The sequence below is a fragment of the Nonomuraea sp. NPDC001831 genome (genome assembly GCF_042892035.1).
GTDB lineage: Bacteria > Actinomycetota > Actinomycetes > Streptosporangiales > Streptosporangiaceae > Nonomuraea.
On the sequence record NZ_JBIATU010000007.1, the window covers coordinates 1 to 16,740 of the forward strand.

The 16,740-nt window shown below is 68.4% G+C and carries 19 protein-coding genes; 13 read left to right on the top strand and 6 right to left on the bottom strand.

Annotated features, from left to right (window positions below):
• The first annotated feature begins 832 nt into the window (after positions 1 to 832).
• Positions 833 to 1,324 carry a S26 family signal peptidase gene (locus ACFYYW_RS22980; protein WP_387651277.1) on the top strand — a complete coding sequence of 164 codons (492 nt, stop codon included), beginning with the start codon at positions 833 to 835 and terminating at the stop codon, positions 1,322 to 1,324.
• Between the two features lie 239 nt (positions 1,325 to 1,563).
• Positions 1,564 to 3,384, top strand: a complete 1,821-nt coding sequence (locus tag ACFYYW_RS22985) for a BTAD domain-containing putative transcriptional regulator (RefSeq protein WP_387651279.1) — start codon at positions 1,564 to 1,566, stop codon at positions 3,382 to 3,384.
• A gap of 145 nt (positions 3,385 to 3,529) precedes the next feature.
• On the opposite strand, the gene ACFYYW_RS22990 is transcribed toward ACFYYW_RS22985, so the two are convergent.
• The gene (locus tag ACFYYW_RS22990; protein WP_387651282.1) at positions 3,530 to 3,760 is read right to left on the bottom strand and encodes a hypothetical protein; all 231 of its coding nucleotides are present in this window, start codon (positions 3,758 to 3,760) and stop codon (positions 3,530 to 3,532) included.
• Between the two features lie 651 nt (positions 3,761 to 4,411).
• Between ACFYYW_RS22990 and ACFYYW_RS22995 the strand changes: the two genes are divergently transcribed.
• On the top strand, positions 4,412 to 4,744 hold the full coding sequence (locus tag ACFYYW_RS22995) for a hypothetical protein (RefSeq protein ID WP_387651284.1): 333 nt from the start codon (positions 4,412 to 4,414) through the stop codon (positions 4,742 to 4,744).
• Positions 4,745 to 4,805: 61 nt separating this feature from the next.
• Here the strand turns inward: ACFYYW_RS22995 and trpS are convergent, their stop codons facing one another.
• Positions 4,806 to 5,786, bottom strand: a complete 981-nt coding sequence (gene trpS, locus ACFYYW_RS23000) for a tryptophan--tRNA ligase (protein ID WP_387651287.1) — start codon at positions 5,784 to 5,786, stop codon at positions 4,806 to 4,808.
• Positions 5,787 to 6,057: 271 nt separating this feature from the next.
• Here trpS and ACFYYW_RS23005 point away from each other — a divergent pair, with 271 nt between their 5' ends.
• From ACFYYW_RS23005 to ACFYYW_RS23015, 3 genes are all read left to right on the top strand, one after another.
• Positions 6,058 to 6,543, top strand: a complete 486-nt coding sequence (locus tag ACFYYW_RS23005) for a hypothetical protein (protein ID WP_387651290.1) — start codon at positions 6,058 to 6,060, stop codon at positions 6,541 to 6,543.
• The gene (locus tag ACFYYW_RS23010) at positions 6,540 to 7,433 is read left to right on the top strand and encodes a permease-like cell division protein FtsX (RefSeq protein ID WP_387651293.1); all 894 of its coding nucleotides are present in this window, start codon (positions 6,540 to 6,542) and stop codon (positions 7,431 to 7,433) included. The genes ACFYYW_RS23005 and ACFYYW_RS23010 overlap by 4 nt, the downstream gene beginning before the upstream one ends.
• A 72-nt stretch (positions 7,434 to 7,505) precedes the next feature.
• Positions 7,506 to 8,159 (top strand): class I SAM-dependent methyltransferase, encoded by a 654-nt coding sequence (locus ACFYYW_RS23015; protein WP_387651296.1) that lies wholly within the window; start codon positions 7,506 to 7,508, stop codon positions 8,157 to 8,159.
• 16 nt (positions 8,160 to 8,175) lie between these two features.
• On the opposite strand, the gene ACFYYW_RS23020 is transcribed toward ACFYYW_RS23015, so the two are convergent.
• Both ACFYYW_RS23020 and ACFYYW_RS23025 read right to left on the bottom strand, forming a co-directional pair.
• Positions 8,176 to 8,943: a helix-turn-helix domain-containing protein gene (locus ACFYYW_RS23020; RefSeq protein ID WP_387651299.1), complete on the bottom strand. Its 768-nt coding sequence runs from the start codon at positions 8,941 to 8,943 to the stop codon at positions 8,176 to 8,178.
• A gap of 68 nt (positions 8,944 to 9,011) precedes the next feature.
• Complete coding sequence (locus ACFYYW_RS23025; RefSeq protein WP_387651301.1) at positions 9,012 to 9,599, bottom strand: hypothetical protein; 588 nt, start codon at positions 9,597 to 9,599, stop codon at positions 9,012 to 9,014.
• Between the two features lie 85 nt (positions 9,600 to 9,684).
• Between ACFYYW_RS23025 and ACFYYW_RS23030 the strand changes: the two genes are divergently transcribed.
• Positions 9,685 to 10,356, top strand: a complete 672-nt coding sequence (locus tag ACFYYW_RS23030; RefSeq protein WP_352323833.1) for an HNH endonuclease family protein — start codon at positions 9,685 to 9,687, stop codon at positions 10,354 to 10,356.
• A gap of 69 nt (positions 10,357 to 10,425) precedes the next feature.
• On the opposite strand, the gene ACFYYW_RS23035 is transcribed toward ACFYYW_RS23030, so the two are convergent.
• Positions 10,426 to 11,256, bottom strand: a complete 831-nt coding sequence (locus ACFYYW_RS23035; protein ID WP_364416581.1) for an alpha/beta hydrolase — start codon at positions 11,254 to 11,256, stop codon at positions 10,426 to 10,428.
• 68 nt (positions 11,257 to 11,324) lie between these two features.
• Here ACFYYW_RS23035 and ACFYYW_RS23040 point away from each other — a divergent pair, with 68 nt between their 5' ends.
• Together ACFYYW_RS23040 and ACFYYW_RS23045 are read left to right on the top strand one after the other, a co-directional pair.
• Positions 11,325 to 11,813 carry a MarR family winged helix-turn-helix transcriptional regulator gene (locus tag ACFYYW_RS23040; RefSeq protein WP_387651303.1) on the top strand — a complete coding sequence of 163 codons (489 nt, stop codon included), beginning with the start codon at positions 11,325 to 11,327 and terminating at the stop codon, positions 11,811 to 11,813.
• Positions 11,810 to 12,340 (top strand): flavoprotein, encoded by a 531-nt coding sequence (locus tag ACFYYW_RS23045; RefSeq protein ID WP_387651305.1) that lies wholly within the window; start codon positions 11,810 to 11,812, stop codon positions 12,338 to 12,340. Before ACFYYW_RS23040 ends, ACFYYW_RS23045 begins: the two co-directional genes overlap by 4 nt.
• Here ACFYYW_RS23045 and ACFYYW_RS23050 read toward each other — a convergent pair.
• Positions 12,321 to 13,337: a GlxA family transcriptional regulator gene (locus ACFYYW_RS23050; RefSeq protein WP_387651307.1), complete on the bottom strand. Its 1,017-nt coding sequence runs from the start codon at positions 13,335 to 13,337 to the stop codon at positions 12,321 to 12,323. The two genes, ACFYYW_RS23045 and ACFYYW_RS23050, sit on opposite strands and share 20 nt — an antisense overlap.
• A 130-nt stretch (positions 13,338 to 13,467) precedes the next feature.
• Between ACFYYW_RS23050 and ACFYYW_RS23055 the strand changes: the two genes are divergently transcribed.
• The 4 genes from ACFYYW_RS23055 to ACFYYW_RS23070 all read left to right on the top strand — a co-directional run bounded on the left by ACFYYW_RS23055 (position 13,468) and on the right by ACFYYW_RS23070 (position 16,737).
• Positions 13,468 to 13,893 carry a DUF6010 family protein gene (locus ACFYYW_RS23055; protein WP_352323828.1) on the top strand — a complete coding sequence of 142 codons (426 nt, stop codon included), beginning with the start codon at positions 13,468 to 13,470 and terminating at the stop codon, positions 13,891 to 13,893.
• A 36-nt stretch (positions 13,894 to 13,929) separates the two neighbouring features.
• A complete protein-coding gene (locus ACFYYW_RS23060; RefSeq protein WP_387651311.1) occupies positions 13,930 to 15,732 on the top strand; it encodes a flavin-containing monooxygenase in 1,803 nt (600 codons plus the stop codon).
• Positions 15,733 to 15,860: 128 nt separating this feature from the next.
• Positions 15,861 to 16,130 (top strand): hypothetical protein, encoded by a 270-nt coding sequence (locus tag ACFYYW_RS23065; RefSeq protein WP_358291054.1) that lies wholly within the window; start codon positions 15,861 to 15,863, stop codon positions 16,128 to 16,130.
• Positions 16,123 to 16,737: a DUF6879 family protein gene (locus ACFYYW_RS23070; protein WP_387651314.1), complete on the top strand. Its 615-nt coding sequence runs from the start codon at positions 16,123 to 16,125 to the stop codon at positions 16,735 to 16,737. Before ACFYYW_RS23065 ends, ACFYYW_RS23070 begins: the two co-directional genes overlap by 8 nt.
• Positions 16,738 to 16,740 lie beyond the last annotated feature (3 nt).

Consider the following 16,740-nt stretch of genomic DNA (forward strand, 5'->3'; position numbering starts at 1 on the left):
CGCTTCGACAAGCTGGCCAGCCGCTACCTAGCTGGCGTCACCATCGCCTCACTCATGCTCTGGCTCCGGCAAGCCGAATTGTCAGACACCCTCTAGGGGGCGAGATCACCTCCGCTTGTCGTCACCATCAAGGTGTTGTGCAGGCAGGTGTCTCTACCCCTCCAGATACCGCTGCTCACTGCAACAACTGGTCAAGCAGGTACGACCACCTTGAGGGCAGACGGTCAGATCACCGGGACAGGCGGCGGTGGGTCAGGGCATGAGCATGCCCTGAGTCCGATCTCCATGGTTGGTGGAAGCCTGTCGCTCACTGCGGCCGAGCCGCTGTGATCACGCTCACCGCCCTGGACTACGGAAACACCATGAAGTAAGGCGATCACCAATCGTAAGAGGCCAGATTCAGTGGACGAGCACAGTCCGTGGTAACGGATTGCGATATTCCTCTTACTCTTGTGTCGCCGGGAGCGGAAATGAGTATTTCCACATCATCTCTTGTTCGGCCCCGCATGTCGGCTGACAATGGTATTGCCTCGCAAAGAGAAGCGTGGGCCTCATGACGTTGAATTAGGCGAGATGAGGGAACTGTTGAGCTGTCCGCCGGTTGGCCAGTCTCTGTGTATCGGTGCGACGACCACTTCCCGAGCAATACATCAATTCTGAGCTCAATATACAGCCACGGTCCTACTCTATCCCTCGACGTTGATCCGTGCAGGGCTGCATCCGCTGCGCATATCGGTATTCACTGTGTCAGTGATCGACCTGGCGAACATAAGGAGAATTTTTCCGATTTATGGGATCACGGATCCTGACACCGTTGATACGGGAGGCGTCCATGTCAATTGTTCTGGCGTCCGTATTGGCCGGCAGCGCTGTTTCTGCAGTCGCCGTTCTTTGGTTTCGTCGTACCTTTCTAGTCGTGACGGTGCGGGGCAAGAGTATGGAGCCAACCTATCAAACCGGGGAACAGGTGCTCGTCCGCCGGATGCGGCGGTCGGAAGTGCGCGCAGATGAAGTCGTTGTCCTTCGCGGGCCAGAGTCGGCACGCGTGCAATCTCCTTCTCGATCTGCTCAGAAGGGAAGCGGCGCGGAACCCGGATATCTGATCAAAAGAGTGCTGGCCGTTCCTGGTGACGATCTCCCGCGCGAGCGGGTGCCGGCCCTGCGGGACGTTGCCGACCGACATGTGCCGGCAGGCATGGTGGTCCTGCTGGGGGATAATTCCGCAGCCAGTTACGACTCTCGCAGCCATGGTTATTTCTCCCTCGCGACCGTCGTCGGAACAGTTGTGCGACGGCTCCCGACGCAATCGAGATCCGGCTCCTGAATCAGAAGTGCGGTGCCTCTTCCCGCAACTGAGCGTGCTGTGTTGACGTCGGTTGATTCCTCGATCAGAACGGCTATTAACGACTCATCTCTTTCCGGGAACTGCTCCATGCCGTGGCTTCCGGCCGACTCTGTCACCGACTATACGTTCATGCGCACCGAAAGATGAGAGCAGAAGTGAGTGATTTTCAATTCCGTCTGTTGGGGCCGCTGCGAGTTATCACCACGGAAGGTGTGGAGGTGAAGATCGGCCGCCCGAAGCTGCGACTGCTGCTCGCCATTCTGCTGACCGATCCCAACGCCCCGGTGTCGGTGGACCGACTCGTGGACGAGCTCTGGCAGGGGGAACCGCCGGAGTCGGCCCTTTCGAACGTGCGGACGTATGTGTGGACCCTTCGCCGCATGTTGTCCTCGACTATACGGAAGACCGCTCCAATCAGCACGGATCCGCTGGGCTACATGATCGAGGTACCATCGGACGGCCTCGACGCTGTGGTGTTCGAGCGCCTGATCGCGGAGGGCACCGCAGCGCGACTACAGGGCGACCTGTCGTTGGCGACTGAACGCTTCAAGCAGGCGCTGGGCCTGTGGCAAGGGCCAGTTTTCCAGGACGTGCCGCACTTGAGTGATGCGCTCGCGATTGCCGCCCAGCGTTTGGATGAGCAGCGTCTGATGGCAGTGGAGTCGCTCTGCGATGCGCAGCTCGCCATGGGGATGCAGGCAGAGGTCACCGCTGAGCTGCAGAGCTGGGTCCATCGATATCCACTGCGGGAGCGTCTGTCGGAACAGCTGATGCTGGGACTGTACCGGGATGGCCGACAGGCGGAAGCGCTTTCAGTCTTTCATCGCCTCCGGACGCACTTGATCGAAGAAATCGGCGTGGAGCCAAGCCTGCCGTTACAAATCCTACAAGGCCGCATTTTGCAGTCGGATCCACAACTGTCGTTGCCCGGCCATGGCGCCATGACGGTCGCCGCGCCTCCAATCTTCACCACACCGCAGCAGTTACCGCTGGACATCGAAACATTCGTCGGCCGGCACGACGATCTAGAGATGCTCGGCGGCCTGCTGCGGACAGGTGATCCGGCAAGGTCTGGTGCGGTGGTGGTGATCCACGGTCCGCCTGGCGTCGGCAAGTCGGCGCTGGCGATTCGATCCGCATATCGATGGTCTGCCTATTTCCCGGACGGACAGTTGTATGTGGATCTGAGAGGGACGACATCCGATAACGAACCGCTGTGTCCAGGCGAGGCCCTGGGACGCTTTCTGCGAGCTCTGGGCGTCCCTGCAAAGGGCGTGCCACAGGACATCGAAGAGGCTGCTGCGCTCTTTCGCACCTTGATCGCCAGGCGACGGATGTTGATTATCTTGGACAACATCGCGACAGAAAGGCAGGCGCGCGCTTTGCTGCCTGGCTCGTCCCGCAATGTTGTGCTGATGACCAGCCGTGCCAGGCTTGCCGCCCTCAACGGGACCACTGATCTGGAGCTTGGCCCGCTCGATCCAGACGCCGCGCAGACGATGTTGCAGCATCTCGTCGGAAGTCCCCGGGTGGTGTCGGACCCTTTGGGGGCGGTCGAGCTCGCGCAGCTGTGCGAATATTTGCCGCTCGCCCTTTACGCGGCCGCGTATCGACTGAAGGCTCGTCCGGGCTGGACCGTTCGTTGTCTGGTGAACCGTCTCGCAGACGAGCGATATCGTCTAGATGAGTTGGCTGTCAGCGACGTCCGCGTGCGCGAGAGTCTTGAGGTCAGCCATTCCGCTCTGCGGCGCAGCGAACATCCCGATGACAGGGTGGCGGCGCGCGCGCTCTGCCTGATCGGGCTTGCACCCGTCCTCGAACTCGATGTCGGCAGAGTGGCGGATCTGCTTGACATTACCTCGGTCGAGGCGGACCGAATAGTTCAGCGCCTGCTCGACGTTCATTTACTGGAGACGGTAGGACATGACCGCTATCGAATGTCCGGCTTAATCCGGTTAGTCGCCCGTGAATTGGCGACCGATGCTCTTATGCATGACCAAGGCATCACGGCGCTCAGCGGGGCGCCGGCGTATGACTAGGAGCACGGTGCGGTCTGGCGCATAACGGATCCGGCTTCCCGGTGGGCAGTGGTCCATCGGGAAGCCGGCCGGCCTCTGCAGGCACGCATCAGGTCGCGATACGCCGAAGGCGGCGGGCATGTAGGCCGCCTGAAGGGTTACCGACTCAGGCGGCGGCGGCGCAGGTCCCGCAGTCGCCCATGTCCCACGAAGTCATGCATATGCCATTGCTGTAGCAACAGGTTTGACCGTACCTGATGCGGTCCTGCCAGGGCAGGGTGCAGAACCCGCTGACGCACGAATCGTAGAACCAGGGGCCGCATGTCGCACCGTCGGCAGTAACCGACGGCGCCACCAGGCGGACCATCCGCTCGCCCAGTGACTCCAGAAACTTCATTTTCGCCTCCCTCTCTTCGATGCTCTTACTGGATGTGACGGGTGACGTCGGCGACAGGAAACGTCGCTGTTGACATTTGTGAACCCGTCCTCGGCATATTACGATTTGGCATGCGTGAGTGTGTACACGATAAATCCAATACTCCTACACTCGCAGAGGTGTGCGTGTATTCACTCGTCGTACGCGGTAAGCGCCGATCGTGTGGAGTGCTCGCGAGCTGGGATCCAACGTCGGATGCAAGAGCCAAGGGGTGCGTATTCGGTCTTCATTCGCCAGCGTAACCGGGTCGAATGTAGCGCGCCGTAGTCCCAAAAGCTGCGCGGTGGTTGCTGATCAAGAAAGGCCGTTTGGGTGCCACGTTGACCGCGGCAGGTCCTGCCGTCCGGCGCGGGCGGCGGCTTGCGGCAGGGGCTCGGCCGGGCAGCGCTGATCTCCCTTCCCTTCGCGGTCTGTCTGGCGCTGCTCGGACGCAGGGCCCGGGGTGTCCGTGGACGGAGGAGGCTGCGTTGGAGCGCTGGGGCCGATCACGCAAGAGCTCGGACGAGGAACGTTCCTGCTCCGTGCTTCGGAAACCGGCTCCGGTACGTCGCCGTAGTGGGGGACGACGGCCAGACGCACGTACGAGAGGCGCAACCCCACGACGAGCCACGCGTGTGGGACCTTCGCCGCTGGTCCTACGAGAAGCGGCCGCCGGGCGAGCCGGTGGCCGGAGAAGTGCTCGGCACGGTGGAGATCCAGTTGCAGCAGCCGTCACCGGACACGTGCGAGCTCACCGAGTTCACGATCACCCGCACCGGCCATGGGCAGGCGGTCAGCGGCCTGCTCGGCCGGCGCGTCCGTCAGGATCTACAAGAGGCCGGTATCAGCCGCACCACCGGTTGGCTTCCCTGGAACGACCTGTATCCGCATGGTCGCCGTTTTCTGCGGGTGCTCGGCCGGATTCGTGAGGGCTCTGACGGGGTCCAGGTCCTGATCGGCGGGTGACGTGGGCCCGCCTCCGGCGCGGGGCCGGAGGCGGGTGTGGTGCGGGCGGGGGGAGTCGCAGTCAGGCGGGGAGCAGGCCGATGGCTGCCTTGGTCTGGCGGATCTTGGCGCCGGCCAGGTCGCGGGCTCGTTCGGCGCCGGACCGCAGAGCCTTCTGGACGTGGCCGGGGTCTTCCGACAGGTGCAGGTAGCGGTCGCGGATGGGGGTCAGGGTGGTCACCACCGCGTCGGCCACCGCCTCCTTGAGCTCGCCGTAGCGGTCGAACCGGGACGCCAGGTCCTCGGGGGCCTCGCCGGTGCAGGCGGCCAGGATGGCCAGGAGGTTCGAGACGCCGGGTTTGCGGTCGGGATCGTAGGCGACCGTGTTGTCCGCGTCGGTGACCGCGCGCATCACCTTGCGCCGCAGCACGTCGGGCTCGTCGAGCAGGCGCAGGGTGCCGCCCGGCGTGGCGGCCGACTTGCTCATCTTGTCGGCGGGAGACGTCAGGTCCATGAGACGGGCGGCCACCGGCGGGTTGACCGTCGTGGGCACGGTGAAGACGGGGGCGTACCGGGTGTTGAACCGCTGGGCGACGGTTCTGGCCAGCTCGACGTGCTGGCGTTGGTCCTCGCCGACGGGGACCTCGTCGGTGTCGTACAGCAGGATGTCGGCGGCCATGAGGATCGGGTACGTCAGCAGCGACATGCGGACCTGCTGCTGGCGGCCGGACTTCTCCTTGAACTGGATCATTCGCTGGGCCTCGCCGTAGCCCGTGGTGCATTCGAGCAGATAGTGCAGTTCGGTGTGTTCCGGGACGTGCGACTGGACGAGGAACAGGCAGGACTCGGGGTCGGTGCCGGCGGCCAGCAGCAGGGTGGCGAATTCCAGGGTGCGCCGGCGCACCTGGGTCGGGTCGTGGTCCAGGGTGAGCGCGTGCAGGTCGGAGATGAAGACGACGGTGTCCGTGGTGGTCTGACCGGCGATGATCGGGGCGATGGCGCCGAAGTAGTTGCCGAGGTGCAGGTCGCCGGACGGCGTGAAACCCGTGAGACGTCGTGGCATCGGTGGAGCTCCCTCAGGTCGGGAGCCGCCCGTCGTCCTGGATCGGCCGAGGAATGAGGACACCGACGGGCCGCCCGGGACTGGGCGGCCGCTTTGTCAGGTCTGCGCGGATGAGCAGTGCCGCCCGGTCAGGGGCGCCACCAGCCGAGAAATGAGTGGATCATCCGCATGACGCATACCGTACCACCCGGTTTGCAGCGGGTGGGGCGCCGGTTGATGACTGTGGGAAACGTCTGGCGGTTGGGTGGGTTGGTCCGGGATCATGCTGCTCGTGGCGATGCTCCTGTTGTTGGCGATTGGTCTTCTTGCCGGTGCCGCGCTGTGCCTGGTCCTGTGGCCGCCGCTACGTGCGGACGATTTTCAGCATGCGCGGCTCTCGACGCTGATGGCCCTGGAGATGGGGCAGTTCGTCACCGTGCCGATCGCGCTGGTCGTGGGGCTCGTGCTCGCCGTGAAAGGGGTATGGGCGCGGACTCCTGGCTATCTGCTGGGAACGGTCACGACGCTTTTCGGGCTGCTGGTCGCCACTCAGGCATGGGCCATGGGCGAATGGGTCGAGACTGGCCCGTCCGGGATAGGCGATCCGGACGGCGAAAGCGTCCTGGCGTTTTCGGGCCTCTTCTCCGGTGCGATGACGACGGTCGTCGGCCTGTGCATCTTGATGGTGCGATGGTCCGGCTACGATTCCGCGACCGCGCCGGTACGTCAGCGACGCCCCCGCAGGGGGACTGATTCGTGGAAACAAGGAGTTCAGTGAAGCGCTGGTTCTCGCGGGTGATGGTCGCGGCTGCCGTGGCATTGTCGGGGATGTCCGGGCAGGCCGCGTCGGCCGAAACAGGGCCCGGTCCCGCGGATGTCGCCGCCGTCGACGACGGGGAAATCGCGGTGTTCCTCTGTACGCCGTCCGCCCGCGGCTGTCACAAACGGCCCGTGACGGCGAAACAGCGGCGGGACGTCGAGGCTTTCCTGACATCCACGCCCGGGGTGACCGAGGTGCGGTTCGTGAGCCGGGCGGCGTCCTATGCGGAGTTCCGCCGGGAGTTCGACGGCGAGACGAAGATGCTGGCCGAGGTACGGGCCAAGGACCTGCCTGAGTCGTTCTGGATACGGGTTTCCCAGACGGCCGACCGGGCACGCATCGCGTCGGCGGCGGGTTTGCGCCCTGGCGTGGCGCGGGTCGTCGACCAGTTGGAGGTCCGTAGGGCCACCCGGTCCCGTTGGGAGGCGGAACTCTCCGTCTTCCTCTGCACGAGCGGTACCGTCATGCCCGGATGTCGGCACGGGCGGGGACCGGCGAACCGGAAGGCCGCCACCGCCAAGGAGAAGAAGGCGATCGTCGCCGTCATCGAGCGGATTCCCGGCCTCGAATCGTACGAATACGAGGACCAGAGGACGGCGTATCGCAACTTCGCCGAAGCGTACGCGGACAGGGAGTCGCTGATCGCGGCCACCAGGGTGTCGGACATGCCTGAGTCGTACCGGCTGTCGATTCGGTCGGACGTGAATCGCGGCCCCTGGCGCCGCCGGCTCGCGAGGATGCCGGGGGTCACGGAGGTGTTCGACTACGAGTGCTTCGTGCAAGAGGTACGGCTCAGGTCGGAGTACGGGCTGAAGAAGGTCGGAGCCCGAACCCGGGCATGCGAGTAGCGGCGGTCACGCAGGCGTCGTGCGAGCGTTTCGTTCAAGACCGGGATGCGGCGGGCGGATGAGACTGCGTCCATGTCTGAACAGACCTTCACCCCCGCCCTCGGACGTCTGAAGTTCACCCGCCTGTACGACCCGGTGGTCGCGCTGACGCGGGAACGGCTGTGGCGCACCCTGGTGGCCATGCACGTCGCCCCCAGGCCGGACGAGACGATCGTGGACGTCGGCTGCGGCACCGGTTCGCAGGCCATGCTGCTCCACCGCCTCCAGCCGCGGGCCAGGATCGTCGGCGTCGACCCCGATCCGGAGACGCTGGCCCAGGCGCGGCGCAAGGGCAGGGCGAGCGGTACGGCCCCGGAATGGCGGCTCGGCATGGGGGACGCGCTGACCGGCCTGCTGGGGCCGGGTTCGGCCGACACGGCGGTGTCGAGCCTGGTCCTGCACCAATGTCCGCTCGCGATGAAACGCGCGATCCTCGCCTCCATGCACGCCGTGCTGCGGCCGGGCGGCAAGCTGGTGATCGCCGACTACGGTTGGCAGCGGACGGCGTCGATGCGGCTGGCGTTCCGCGTGGTGCAACTGGCCGACGGGGTGCGGGACACGCAGCCCAACGCCGACGGCGTGCTGCCGGCGCTGATGACCGACGCGGGGTTCGCGGACGTCCGCGAGGCGGAGGTCGTGCGGACGGTGACCGGCTCAATCTCCGTCTACGTGGCCGCCCGCGGCTGACCGGCTCAATCTCCGTCTACGGGCCGCCCGCGGCTGATCGGCGCAGCAGCGGCAGCACGGTCGCCGGCGTGAGCCCCAGCATGTCGCGTAACTGCCGATGGAAGTGGGCCTGGTCGGCGAAGCCGCCGTTGAGCGCGGCCTCGGCGATCGAACTGCCGTCGGCCAGGGCGCGGGCCGCGCGGGTGAGCCGCCGCCAGATGCGCCACCTGGCGAGCGGCATGCCGAGTTGCAGCCGGGCCAGGGCACGCAGGCGCTGCGGGGAGAGCCCGGCCTGCGCGGCCGCGTCGGCGACCAGGAGGTTCCGCGACGTCAACGCCTCCATCGCCACCACCAGGCGCGGATCGAGCGCCCGGAACGGCCGAGGTTCCACGACCCGACGGAAATCCTCCTCACGGAGGGCATGCAGATCGGCAGCCGCGGTGATCACCCCACCGCCGGGCGGCAGGTCGGAGCCGGTAGGGGGGCCGTCGTCGGGCGGAAGGTCGGAGCCGATGGGCGTGGTGCCGGGGAACCGGGTGCAGCGGTCGCGCAGGACGGACGCGTACGAGCACTGCGGCTCGACGAACCAGATGCGGACGTCCGGCGCCCCCGGCATGCGGTGCCGGACCATGGGCGGGATGATCAGCGCAGGCCCGCGATGACACGTCCCCCGCTCGTCGACGACCGCCACCTCGCCCTCCACGGCGGCCGTCACCTGGTACGCGGCGTGACGATGGAGCGAGTTGTCCGCCGACGGCCCCTGGTACGTCGCGTACCCCTCACCGATGAAGAACCGGCTCGCCACCCCTCACCCCCATCCCCGAACCACCGCCCATCGTGCCAGCCGGCACCCGGAAGCCGGGACGTGCGGGATCAGTTCCAGGTGGCGCGCTTGAGCACGCCGGCCAGCCCGTAGGTGTTCCAGGCGTCCACCACCAGGATCCCGGACTGCGGCAGGAACCACTCCTTCTCGTTCCACTTGCTGGTGGTGCGGCCGGTGTCGTTCGTCACGCAGCGGTTCGGCCAGGTGGTGTACTTCGCCTGGTGCCCGGCGCCCACCGGCCGCAGCCCGCGGTAGGACGCCTTCTCGCCGGGATACCAGCTCAGGTTGGAGTTGAACGGGCACGGGATCACCCCGCTGAACGGATGGAACTGCTGCTTGCCCGTGTACGTCATGGAACCGCCGCCGACCGGCACGTTCGTGTAGTCCTTCGGCCCGAAGATCCAGAAGCTCTCGCAGTCGGGCGCGAACGGCTCCGGCTTCTTGCACAACAACCCGGTCACCACCACGACGTGGTCACCCGACCGGTGCACTTTCCAGTCGGCGGGGATCCGCAGCGTCATGCCGCGGAAGGAGAGCGTCTTCCCGGCGGCGGAGGCCGACGCGAGGGACGTGGTCGCGGGCAGCACGACGGCGGAGGCGGCGGTCAGGGCGGCGAGGAGGAGAGGGAGCTTTCTCATGGTTCGGGAAGGTACGCACCCCCACTTGCGGAGGGCTGGCCATCCACTTGGAGGAGGTCCGTCCTGGGTGGGTATGGGGTAAAGCATGATCTTCCTGAGACGGGCCGTTCTGATGGCCGTCCTCGCCTTCCTGGTCATCCCGATCACCGAGGTCGTGGCCGCGCCGCAGCCGGCCGCGGCGCAGTCCGGCGCACGCGCCCATGCGGGCGCGCAGGCCAGTGCGGCGCGGGCCCGCCGCATGCTGGCCCAGCTGCGGGTCGCCAGGCCCTTATCGTTGCGCGGCTACACCCATCGCCGGTTCCAGCCCAAGTGGGGACGTCACAAGGGAAGGTGTGACGTACGCGAGACCGTCCTGGCCCGGGACGGGCGGCGGGTGCGCAGGAACGCGGCCTGCCATCCGGTGAAGGGCGTCTGGTACAGCCCGTACGACGGCAGGCGGCTGAAGAGCGAGCGCCTGGTGGACGTCGACCACGTCGTCCCGCTGGCCTACGCCTGGCGCTCGGGCGCCAAGAGGTGGAGCCCGGCGCGGCGGCGGGCCTTCGCCAACGACCTCACCCGTCCTGAGCTGGTCACCGTCAGCCATTCCGCCAACATCGCCAAGGGCGGGCAGGGGCCGCAGAGCTGGCGTCCGCGCCGCCGTGCGTACTGGTGCCGCTACGCGACCTCGTGGATCACCGTCAAACACCACTACCGGCTGTTCGTGACGCGCAGCGAGCGTGTGGCGCTGTCCAACATGCTCCGCACCTGCGGCCGCTGACCGCCCCGCGCTGACCGCCCGGCGCTGACCGCCCGGCCGCTGACCGCGCGGACGTTCGCGCCCGTACGTTCACGCCTGGACGTGGCGCGGAGCGAGGAGCTTCTTGAGTGCCCGAGCCGTCGCGCGCGGGAAGGCCGTGTTGCCGTTGTGGCCGCCCGGCAGCGTGACCGGCTCGACGCCGAGCAGCTCGGCCAGCGCGAGCGCGCAACGGTAGGTGTGCACCGACGGCCGGGTGGCGAGGCCGATCGCCGGGATCACCCGGGTCCCGGTGCCCGCCGTCTCGGCCGGGGCGAGGTCGTCCTCCATGACGGCCGTGAACTCCGTCCCGATGAAGAACCCGAAGTTGGCCTGCCGCCTGGCCGTGAGCGGCTGCGGGGTGAGCCCGTCCTCGGTCTCGTCGTGGGCCGGGTCGATGCCGAGGTGCCGGGTGATCGCGGGGAAGGCCGCGGCCAGCCCCCCGTCCGCGTACGCCCGCTGGATGGCCGCCAGCTCGGCCACGTGCTCGGCGCGGCCGGCGGCGGGCAGCAGGTTCGGCAGCACGGGCTCGTGCGCGATCAGCGTGCGCAGCACGCCGGGGTGGCGGGCCGCGACCCGCAGGCCGATCGCGCCTCCCATGCTGAACCCGGCCATCAGGGCGGGCCCGTCGGCGACCTCGGCGAGCAGCCGCGCGACGTCGTCGGCGTGGTCGGCCATGGTGACGGGCGGCGCGGCGGGGTCGAGGGTGCTGCGCGACAGGCCGCGCCGGTCGTAGGTGACGACGGTGAAGGTGTCCGCCAGGAGCGGCACGAGGTCGGCGGTGCGATCGGCGTCGCCCTCGCCGCTCTGCGACAACAGCAGGACCGGGCCGCTGCCCTCGACCTGGAAGTGGAGGGTGGCGCCGGGGACGGGAAGGGCGGTCATGCGGGTCTCCTCCGCTAGGGAAAAAAAGCATCTAAATCGATGCATCGATCTAGATGTATCATGACTTCATGAACGGAGTCGAACTGTTCCTGCTAGGCCGCACCCTCATGAAGATCGGCGAGCAGGCGATGCCCCAGCCGAAGGGCGACGGCCCGCGGGGCTCGGTCCGCACGGTGCTCGTCGTCCTCGGCGACGTGGTCGCCCACCCCGGCACGACGGTCAGCGAGATCGCGGCCCGGACCGGCCTGCCGCAGAGCCAGGTGTCCACGGCCGTCGCCCGGTTGGAGTCCACGGGGTCGATCGAGGGCGTGCCCGATCCGGCCGACCGGCGGCGGCGGCTCATCCGTCCCGCGGCGACGCCCTCCGCCCGGGTCGCCGAGGTCAGGGCCGCCCCGATCGACGACGCCCTCGCCGCCGCCCTGCCCGACCCGGGCCCCGAGGCGGTCGGCGAGGTCACCGCCGCCCTGGAGGTGCTGGCCCGCCACCTCACGCCGGAGGTCGCCGCCCGCGTACGCGATGCCGAGGGGGCGGCGGGCGTCCTACGATCTCAACCGTGAAGACACCGGCACGCAGTCTCCATGTCATCGTGTGCGCGGCGGGCCCGGCCGGCGACGTCGCCAGGCTCGTCGTCCCGGCTCAGGAAGAGGGCTGGGACGTCCAGATCGTCGCCACGCCCTCGGCGCTCGGCTTCGTCGACGTGCCGGAGCTGGAGCGCCTGACCGGGCGCCCGGTCCGCAGCCGCTACCGCAGGCCGGACGAGCCCAGGCCGCCGCGGGCCGACGCGATCATCGTCGCCCCGGCCACGTACAACACGATCAACAAGTTCGCCATGGGCGTCGCCGACACCTACGCGCTCGGGCTGCTGGCCGAGGCTCCGGGGCTCGGCATCCCCGTGGTCGTCCTGCCGTTCGTCAACAGCGCGCTCGCCGCCCGCGCGCCCTTCCGGCGCAGCGTCGAGGAGCTGCGGTCGGAGGGGGTGCGCGTCCTGATCGGGCCGGGGCAGTTCGAGCCGCACGCGCCGAGCGCGGGCGACGGCAACGACACCTACGTCTGGGAGAGCGCCCTCACGGCGCTGCGTCCGTGACGAGAGCCTCGTCCGTGACGAGAGCCGCGTCCGTGACGAGAGCCGCGTCCGTGACGAGCGGCCGGAAAGAGGCGCGGTAGGACTGCGGCGGCACGCCGACCACCCGCTTGAACCGCTCGCGGAGGGCGACCGCCGAGCCGAACCCGGACTGCGTGGCGATCCGCTCCACGCCGTGGTCGGTGGTCTCCAGGAGGAGCTGCGCCCGCCGCACCCGGGCGCGCAGCAGCCACTGCAGCGGCGTGGTGCCGGTCTGCTCGCGGAACCGGCGGCCGAACGTGCGCTCGCTCATCCCGCTCTGCGCGGCCATCGCGGCCAGGGTCACCTTGCCGTCGAGGTTGTCCTCGATCCACGCCAGCACCGGCTCCAGCAACGAGCCCTGGGGCACCGGCGGCCGGGTGTGCGCCATGAACTGGGCCTGGCCGCCCTCCCGCTCCAGGGGCGTCACCGACAGGCGGGCCGAGTCCGCGGCGACCGCCGAGCCGAAGTCGCGCCGGACGAGGTGCAGGCACAGGTCGAGCCCGGCGGCGGCGCCGGCCGAGGTCAGGATCTGGCCGTTGTCGACGTAGAGCACGTCGGGCCGCACGTCGACGTCGGGGAAGAGCTCGGCCAGCCGGTCGGCGGCCATCCAGTGGGTGGTCGCGCCCAGCCCGTCGAGCAGCCCGGCCGCGGCCAGCGTGAAGGCCCCCGCGCAGATGGAGGCGATGCGGGTGCCGGCGGCGGCCGCGTCGCGCAGCGCCGCGAGCACCTCGGGGCTCGGCGGGGCGGCCTGCTCCGAGCAGCCGGGCACCATGATCGTGTCGGCCGTGCGCAGCGCCTCCAGGCCGTGGGGCGCGACGATCGTGAAGGCGTCGGCGGCCACCTGCGGCGTCGCCGCGCACACCTGGACCCGGTACGGGCGGCTCCCGTCGGCCAGCCGGGCGCGGCCGAAGACCTCGACCGGGATCGCCAGGTCGGCCGCCACCACGTGATCGAGGGCCAGGACCGCCACAGTGTGCATGCGGCCACGCTAGGCCAGGCGGCGGGCGGTTGGCGGGAACTCGTCGGAGTTTGTCGAGCCACCCTCTGGGAGGGTCAGGACGGCCCGCCTAGCCTGGCTGCGTTCCCCCGAATCCAGCAGGAAGTGCCCCATGTCCATCCTCATGCCGATCCTGATCGGCCTGGTCGCCGTCTCCCTCGTCTCCCTGATCCCCGAGCCGCACGGCCGCCGCGCCAACGCCGTGCTGGTGGCCGGCGCGGGCGCCGCGTACCTCAGCGGCGGCGGGCTCGGCTACTGGGAGTTCCTGCTGCCCGTCGTGATGACCTACGTCGCCTACCGCGGGCTGGAGAGCTGGACGTTCATCGGCATCGGCTGGCTGCTGCACACCGCCTGGGACGTGCTGCACCACCTCCAGGGCAGCCCGCTGCTGCCCTTCGCCGCGGACTCCTCCTTCGGCTGCGCCATCTGCGATCCGGTGATCGCGTTGTGGTGCTTCGCGGGCGGTCCGCCGGTCCTCGGCCGGCTGCGGGCCCGCTTCACCCGGCCGCGGGCCTTGTCGAACGAGATTCGCGAATGACATTCTGGAATTCGGAACCTCGTCCCCGGAGGACGTATGGACAAAGAAGCCCTCCGCCGCAAATACCTCGAAGAGCGCGACAAGCGGCTCCGCCCGGACGGCAACGACCAGTACGTCCGCCTCACCGGCCGCTTCGCCCACTACCTCGAGGACCCGTACACGCCGAGGACCGAGCGCGAACCGAAGACCGACCACGTGACGGTGGCCGTCGTCGGCGGCGGGTTCGCCGGGCTCGTCACCGGCGCCCGGCTCAGGGAGGCGGGGGTCGGCGACGTGCGGATCGTCGAGAAGGGCGGCGACTTCGGCGGCACCTGGTACTGGAACCGCTACCCGGGAGCCCAGTGCGACACCGCGTCGTTCGTGTACATGCCGCTCCTGGAGGAGACCGGCCACATGCCGACGGAGAAGTACGCGCACGCCCCCGAGATCCTCGAACACTGCCGCCGCATCGGCAAGCACTACGGCCTGTACGACGACGCGCTCTTCCACACCGAGGTCCAGGACCTGGAGTGGGACGCCTCCCGGTCGCGCTGGACCGTGCGCACGAACCGCGGCGACGCCTTCACCGCCCGGTTCGTGGTCATGGGCATCGGCCCGCTGCACGTGCCCAAACTCCCCGGCATCCCGGGCATCGACGACTTCCGCGGGCATTCGTTCCACACCAGCCGCTGGGACTACGACTACACCGGCGGCGACCCCACCGGCGCGCCCATGGACCGGCTGGCGGACAAGCGTGTCGCCGTCATCGGCACGGGCGCGACGGCCGTGCAGTGCGTGCCGCACCTGGCCCGCGCCTGCGCCGAGCTGTACGTGTTCCAGCGCACCCCCTCCTCGGTGGACGTACGCGACAACCGGCCCACCGACCCCGCCTGGTTCGCCGGCATCGCCGCCACCCCGGGCTGGCAGCAGCGCTGGCTGGAGAACTTCACCGGCAACCAGACCGGCGGCCTGGTCGACGAGGACCTGGTGATGGACGGCTGGACCGACATCGCCCGCCGCGTCCGCGCCCGCATCGCGGCCCTGCCGCCCGAGGACCTGACCCCGGAGAAGATGGCGCAGGCGTACGAGGACTCCGACTTCGAGAAGATGGAGGAGATCCGGGCCCGCGTCGACGCGATCGTCGCCGACCCGCGGACCGCCGCGAAGCTCAAGGCCTGGTACCGCCAGCTCTGCAAGCGTCCCTGCTTCCACGACGAGTACCTGCAGTCCTTCAACGTGCCGGGCACCCACCTGGTGGACACCGACGGCAAGGGCGTCGAGCGCGTCACCCGGCGCGGGGTGGTGGCCGGGGGCGTCGAGTACGAGGTCGACTGCGTCATCTACGCCTCGGGCTTCGAGGTGACCACCGACTACACCCGGCGCGCCGGCTACGAGCTGACCGGCCGCGACGGCCTGCGGCTCACCGACCGCTGGGCGGACGGCATGCGCACCCTGCACGGCATCCACGTGCACGGCTTCCCCAACGCCTTCGTCGTCCAGCCCACGCAGGGCGCGAACCTCATCTCCAACATCCCGCACAACCTCACCGAGGCCGGCCGGACCATCGCCACGATCGTCAGCCACGCGCTCGACCAGGGCTTCGACGAGGTCGAGGCGACCCGGGAGGCCGAGGACGCCTGGATCGAGCTGCTGCTGTCGGGCCCGGGAAGCATCCTGGGCGCCTCCGCCGACTGCACACCCGGCTACTACAACAACGAGGGCCAGGACGCCGGCATGAAAGGCCGGCTGAACATCGGCCATCCCCAGGGGGCGATGGCGTACTTCGCCTACATCGACGGCTGGCGCACGTCGGGAACGTTCGAGGGGCTGGAGTTCCGCAAGCACGCAGCGGGAGAATGATCCGGCGCTCCCCGTCGGAACATTACTGCCGCCGCAGTGAATTCACTCTTCCGTGACGGGGACATTGTCGGTCATGGCATTCGATGTCACACTCATGCGTAACGCCACCAGGGAAAAGGGGATTTGCCGTGGCGCGTCCATGGGAAGCTGACGCATCGGCCGAACTGCGACGACGCCTGGGGAGGTCGGCCCTTGAGCTGGGCGATACCACGGCAAGCCCCTCATGTCCCGATATCTGGGAGCTCTCCAACGGCGATATCGCGGTGATAGGACGCGACCTCACGGAGAGTTATCGTGGCCGCCTGCCCGCGGGGGTTAGTATTGCCCGAGACGAACGCCTGGTCGTCATTCCCCGCAAGATGCTCGTAGCCGCCAAGCCGGATATCCCTGATGCTTAGAAACGTCGCTGCGGCGCAGTCCCAGCAGCTCACTCCAGATGAGTATTTCTCCGATTTCTGGCCGTACTTCCGCGAGCTCGAACGTGTCTTCTGGAAACTGGAGACCCGCCAGAGCTACCGCGAGCCGGACGAGCCGAGCTGGCTGGCCCTCGACGCCGGCGACTGGGGAGAGGCGATCCGGCTCATCGACGAGCGTCGCCACGAGATCCAGCGGCCGCTGCGCGAGGCGGGGGAGTTCGCGATGCGGCGCGTGCGGCTGGTCGAGCGGCCCTTCAGCCGTTACCTGCAGTGGGAGCTCTACTACATCCGCCTGCGGGCGCTGGCCGGTGAGCACATCCGCGTGCTCGAAGCCGACCGCCTGCCCGCTCTCGGCTTCCCCGGGCCGCTGCCCGAGCTGGTCGTCCTCGACTCGACCGTCATGTACGAGGTGCTCTACAGCGAGGACGGCACACTGACCGGAGCGCGCAAGATCCTCGACCGGCCGTTGATCGAGAGCTGCGGAGACGAGCTGGAAAAGCTCTTCGGTCAGGGAGTGGAGCTCATCCCGTACATGACCGCCGAACGCGACGTCCTCCCCCCGCCCCTGCGCCACTCCGCCACGTTCTAGCGC

What these genes read in the sequence shown, in the direction of transcription:
- ACFYYW_RS22980 (WP_387651277.1), top strand. Translation starts at nt 833, where the DNA reads ATGTCAATTGTTCTGGCGTCCGTATTGGCCGGCAGCGCTGTTTCTGCA.
- trpS (WP_387651287.1), bottom strand. Translation starts at nt 5,786, where the DNA reads ATGCCACGACGTCTCACGGGTTTCACGCCGTCCGGCGACCTGCACCTC.
- ACFYYW_RS23015 (WP_387651296.1), top strand. Translation starts at nt 7,506, where the DNA reads ATGTCTGAACAGACCTTCACCCCCGCCCTCGGACGTCTGAAGTTCACC.
- ACFYYW_RS23050 (WP_387651307.1), bottom strand. Translation starts at nt 13,337, where the DNA reads ATGCACACTGTGGCGGTCCTGGCCCTCGATCACGTGGTGGCGGCCGAC.
- ACFYYW_RS23040 (WP_387651303.1), top strand. Translation starts at nt 11,325, where the DNA reads ATGAACGGAGTCGAACTGTTCCTGCTAGGCCGCACCCTCATGAAGATC.
- ACFYYW_RS23060 (WP_387651311.1), top strand. Translation starts at nt 13,930, where the DNA reads ATGGACAAAGAAGCCCTCCGCCGCAAATACCTCGAAGAGCGCGACAAG.
- ACFYYW_RS23070 (WP_387651314.1), top strand. Translation starts at nt 16,123, where the DNA reads ATGCTTAGAAACGTCGCTGCGGCGCAGTCCCAGCAGCTCACTCCAGAT.
- ACFYYW_RS22990 (WP_387651282.1), bottom strand. Translation starts at nt 3,760, where the DNA reads ATGAAGTTTCTGGAGTCACTGGGCGAGCGGATGGTCCGCCTGGTGGCG.
- ACFYYW_RS23025 (WP_387651301.1), bottom strand. Translation starts at nt 9,599, where the DNA reads ATGAGAAAGCTCCCTCTCCTCCTCGCCGCCCTGACCGCCGCCTCCGCC.
- ACFYYW_RS23055 (WP_352323828.1), top strand. Translation starts at nt 13,468, where the DNA reads ATGTCCATCCTCATGCCGATCCTGATCGGCCTGGTCGCCGTCTCCCTC.
- ACFYYW_RS23035 (WP_364416581.1), bottom strand. Translation starts at nt 11,256, where the DNA reads ATGACCGCCCTTCCCGTCCCCGGCGCCACCCTCCACTTCCAGGTCGAG.
- ACFYYW_RS23030 (WP_352323833.1), top strand. Translation starts at nt 9,685, where the DNA reads ATGATCTTCCTGAGACGGGCCGTTCTGATGGCCGTCCTCGCCTTCCTG.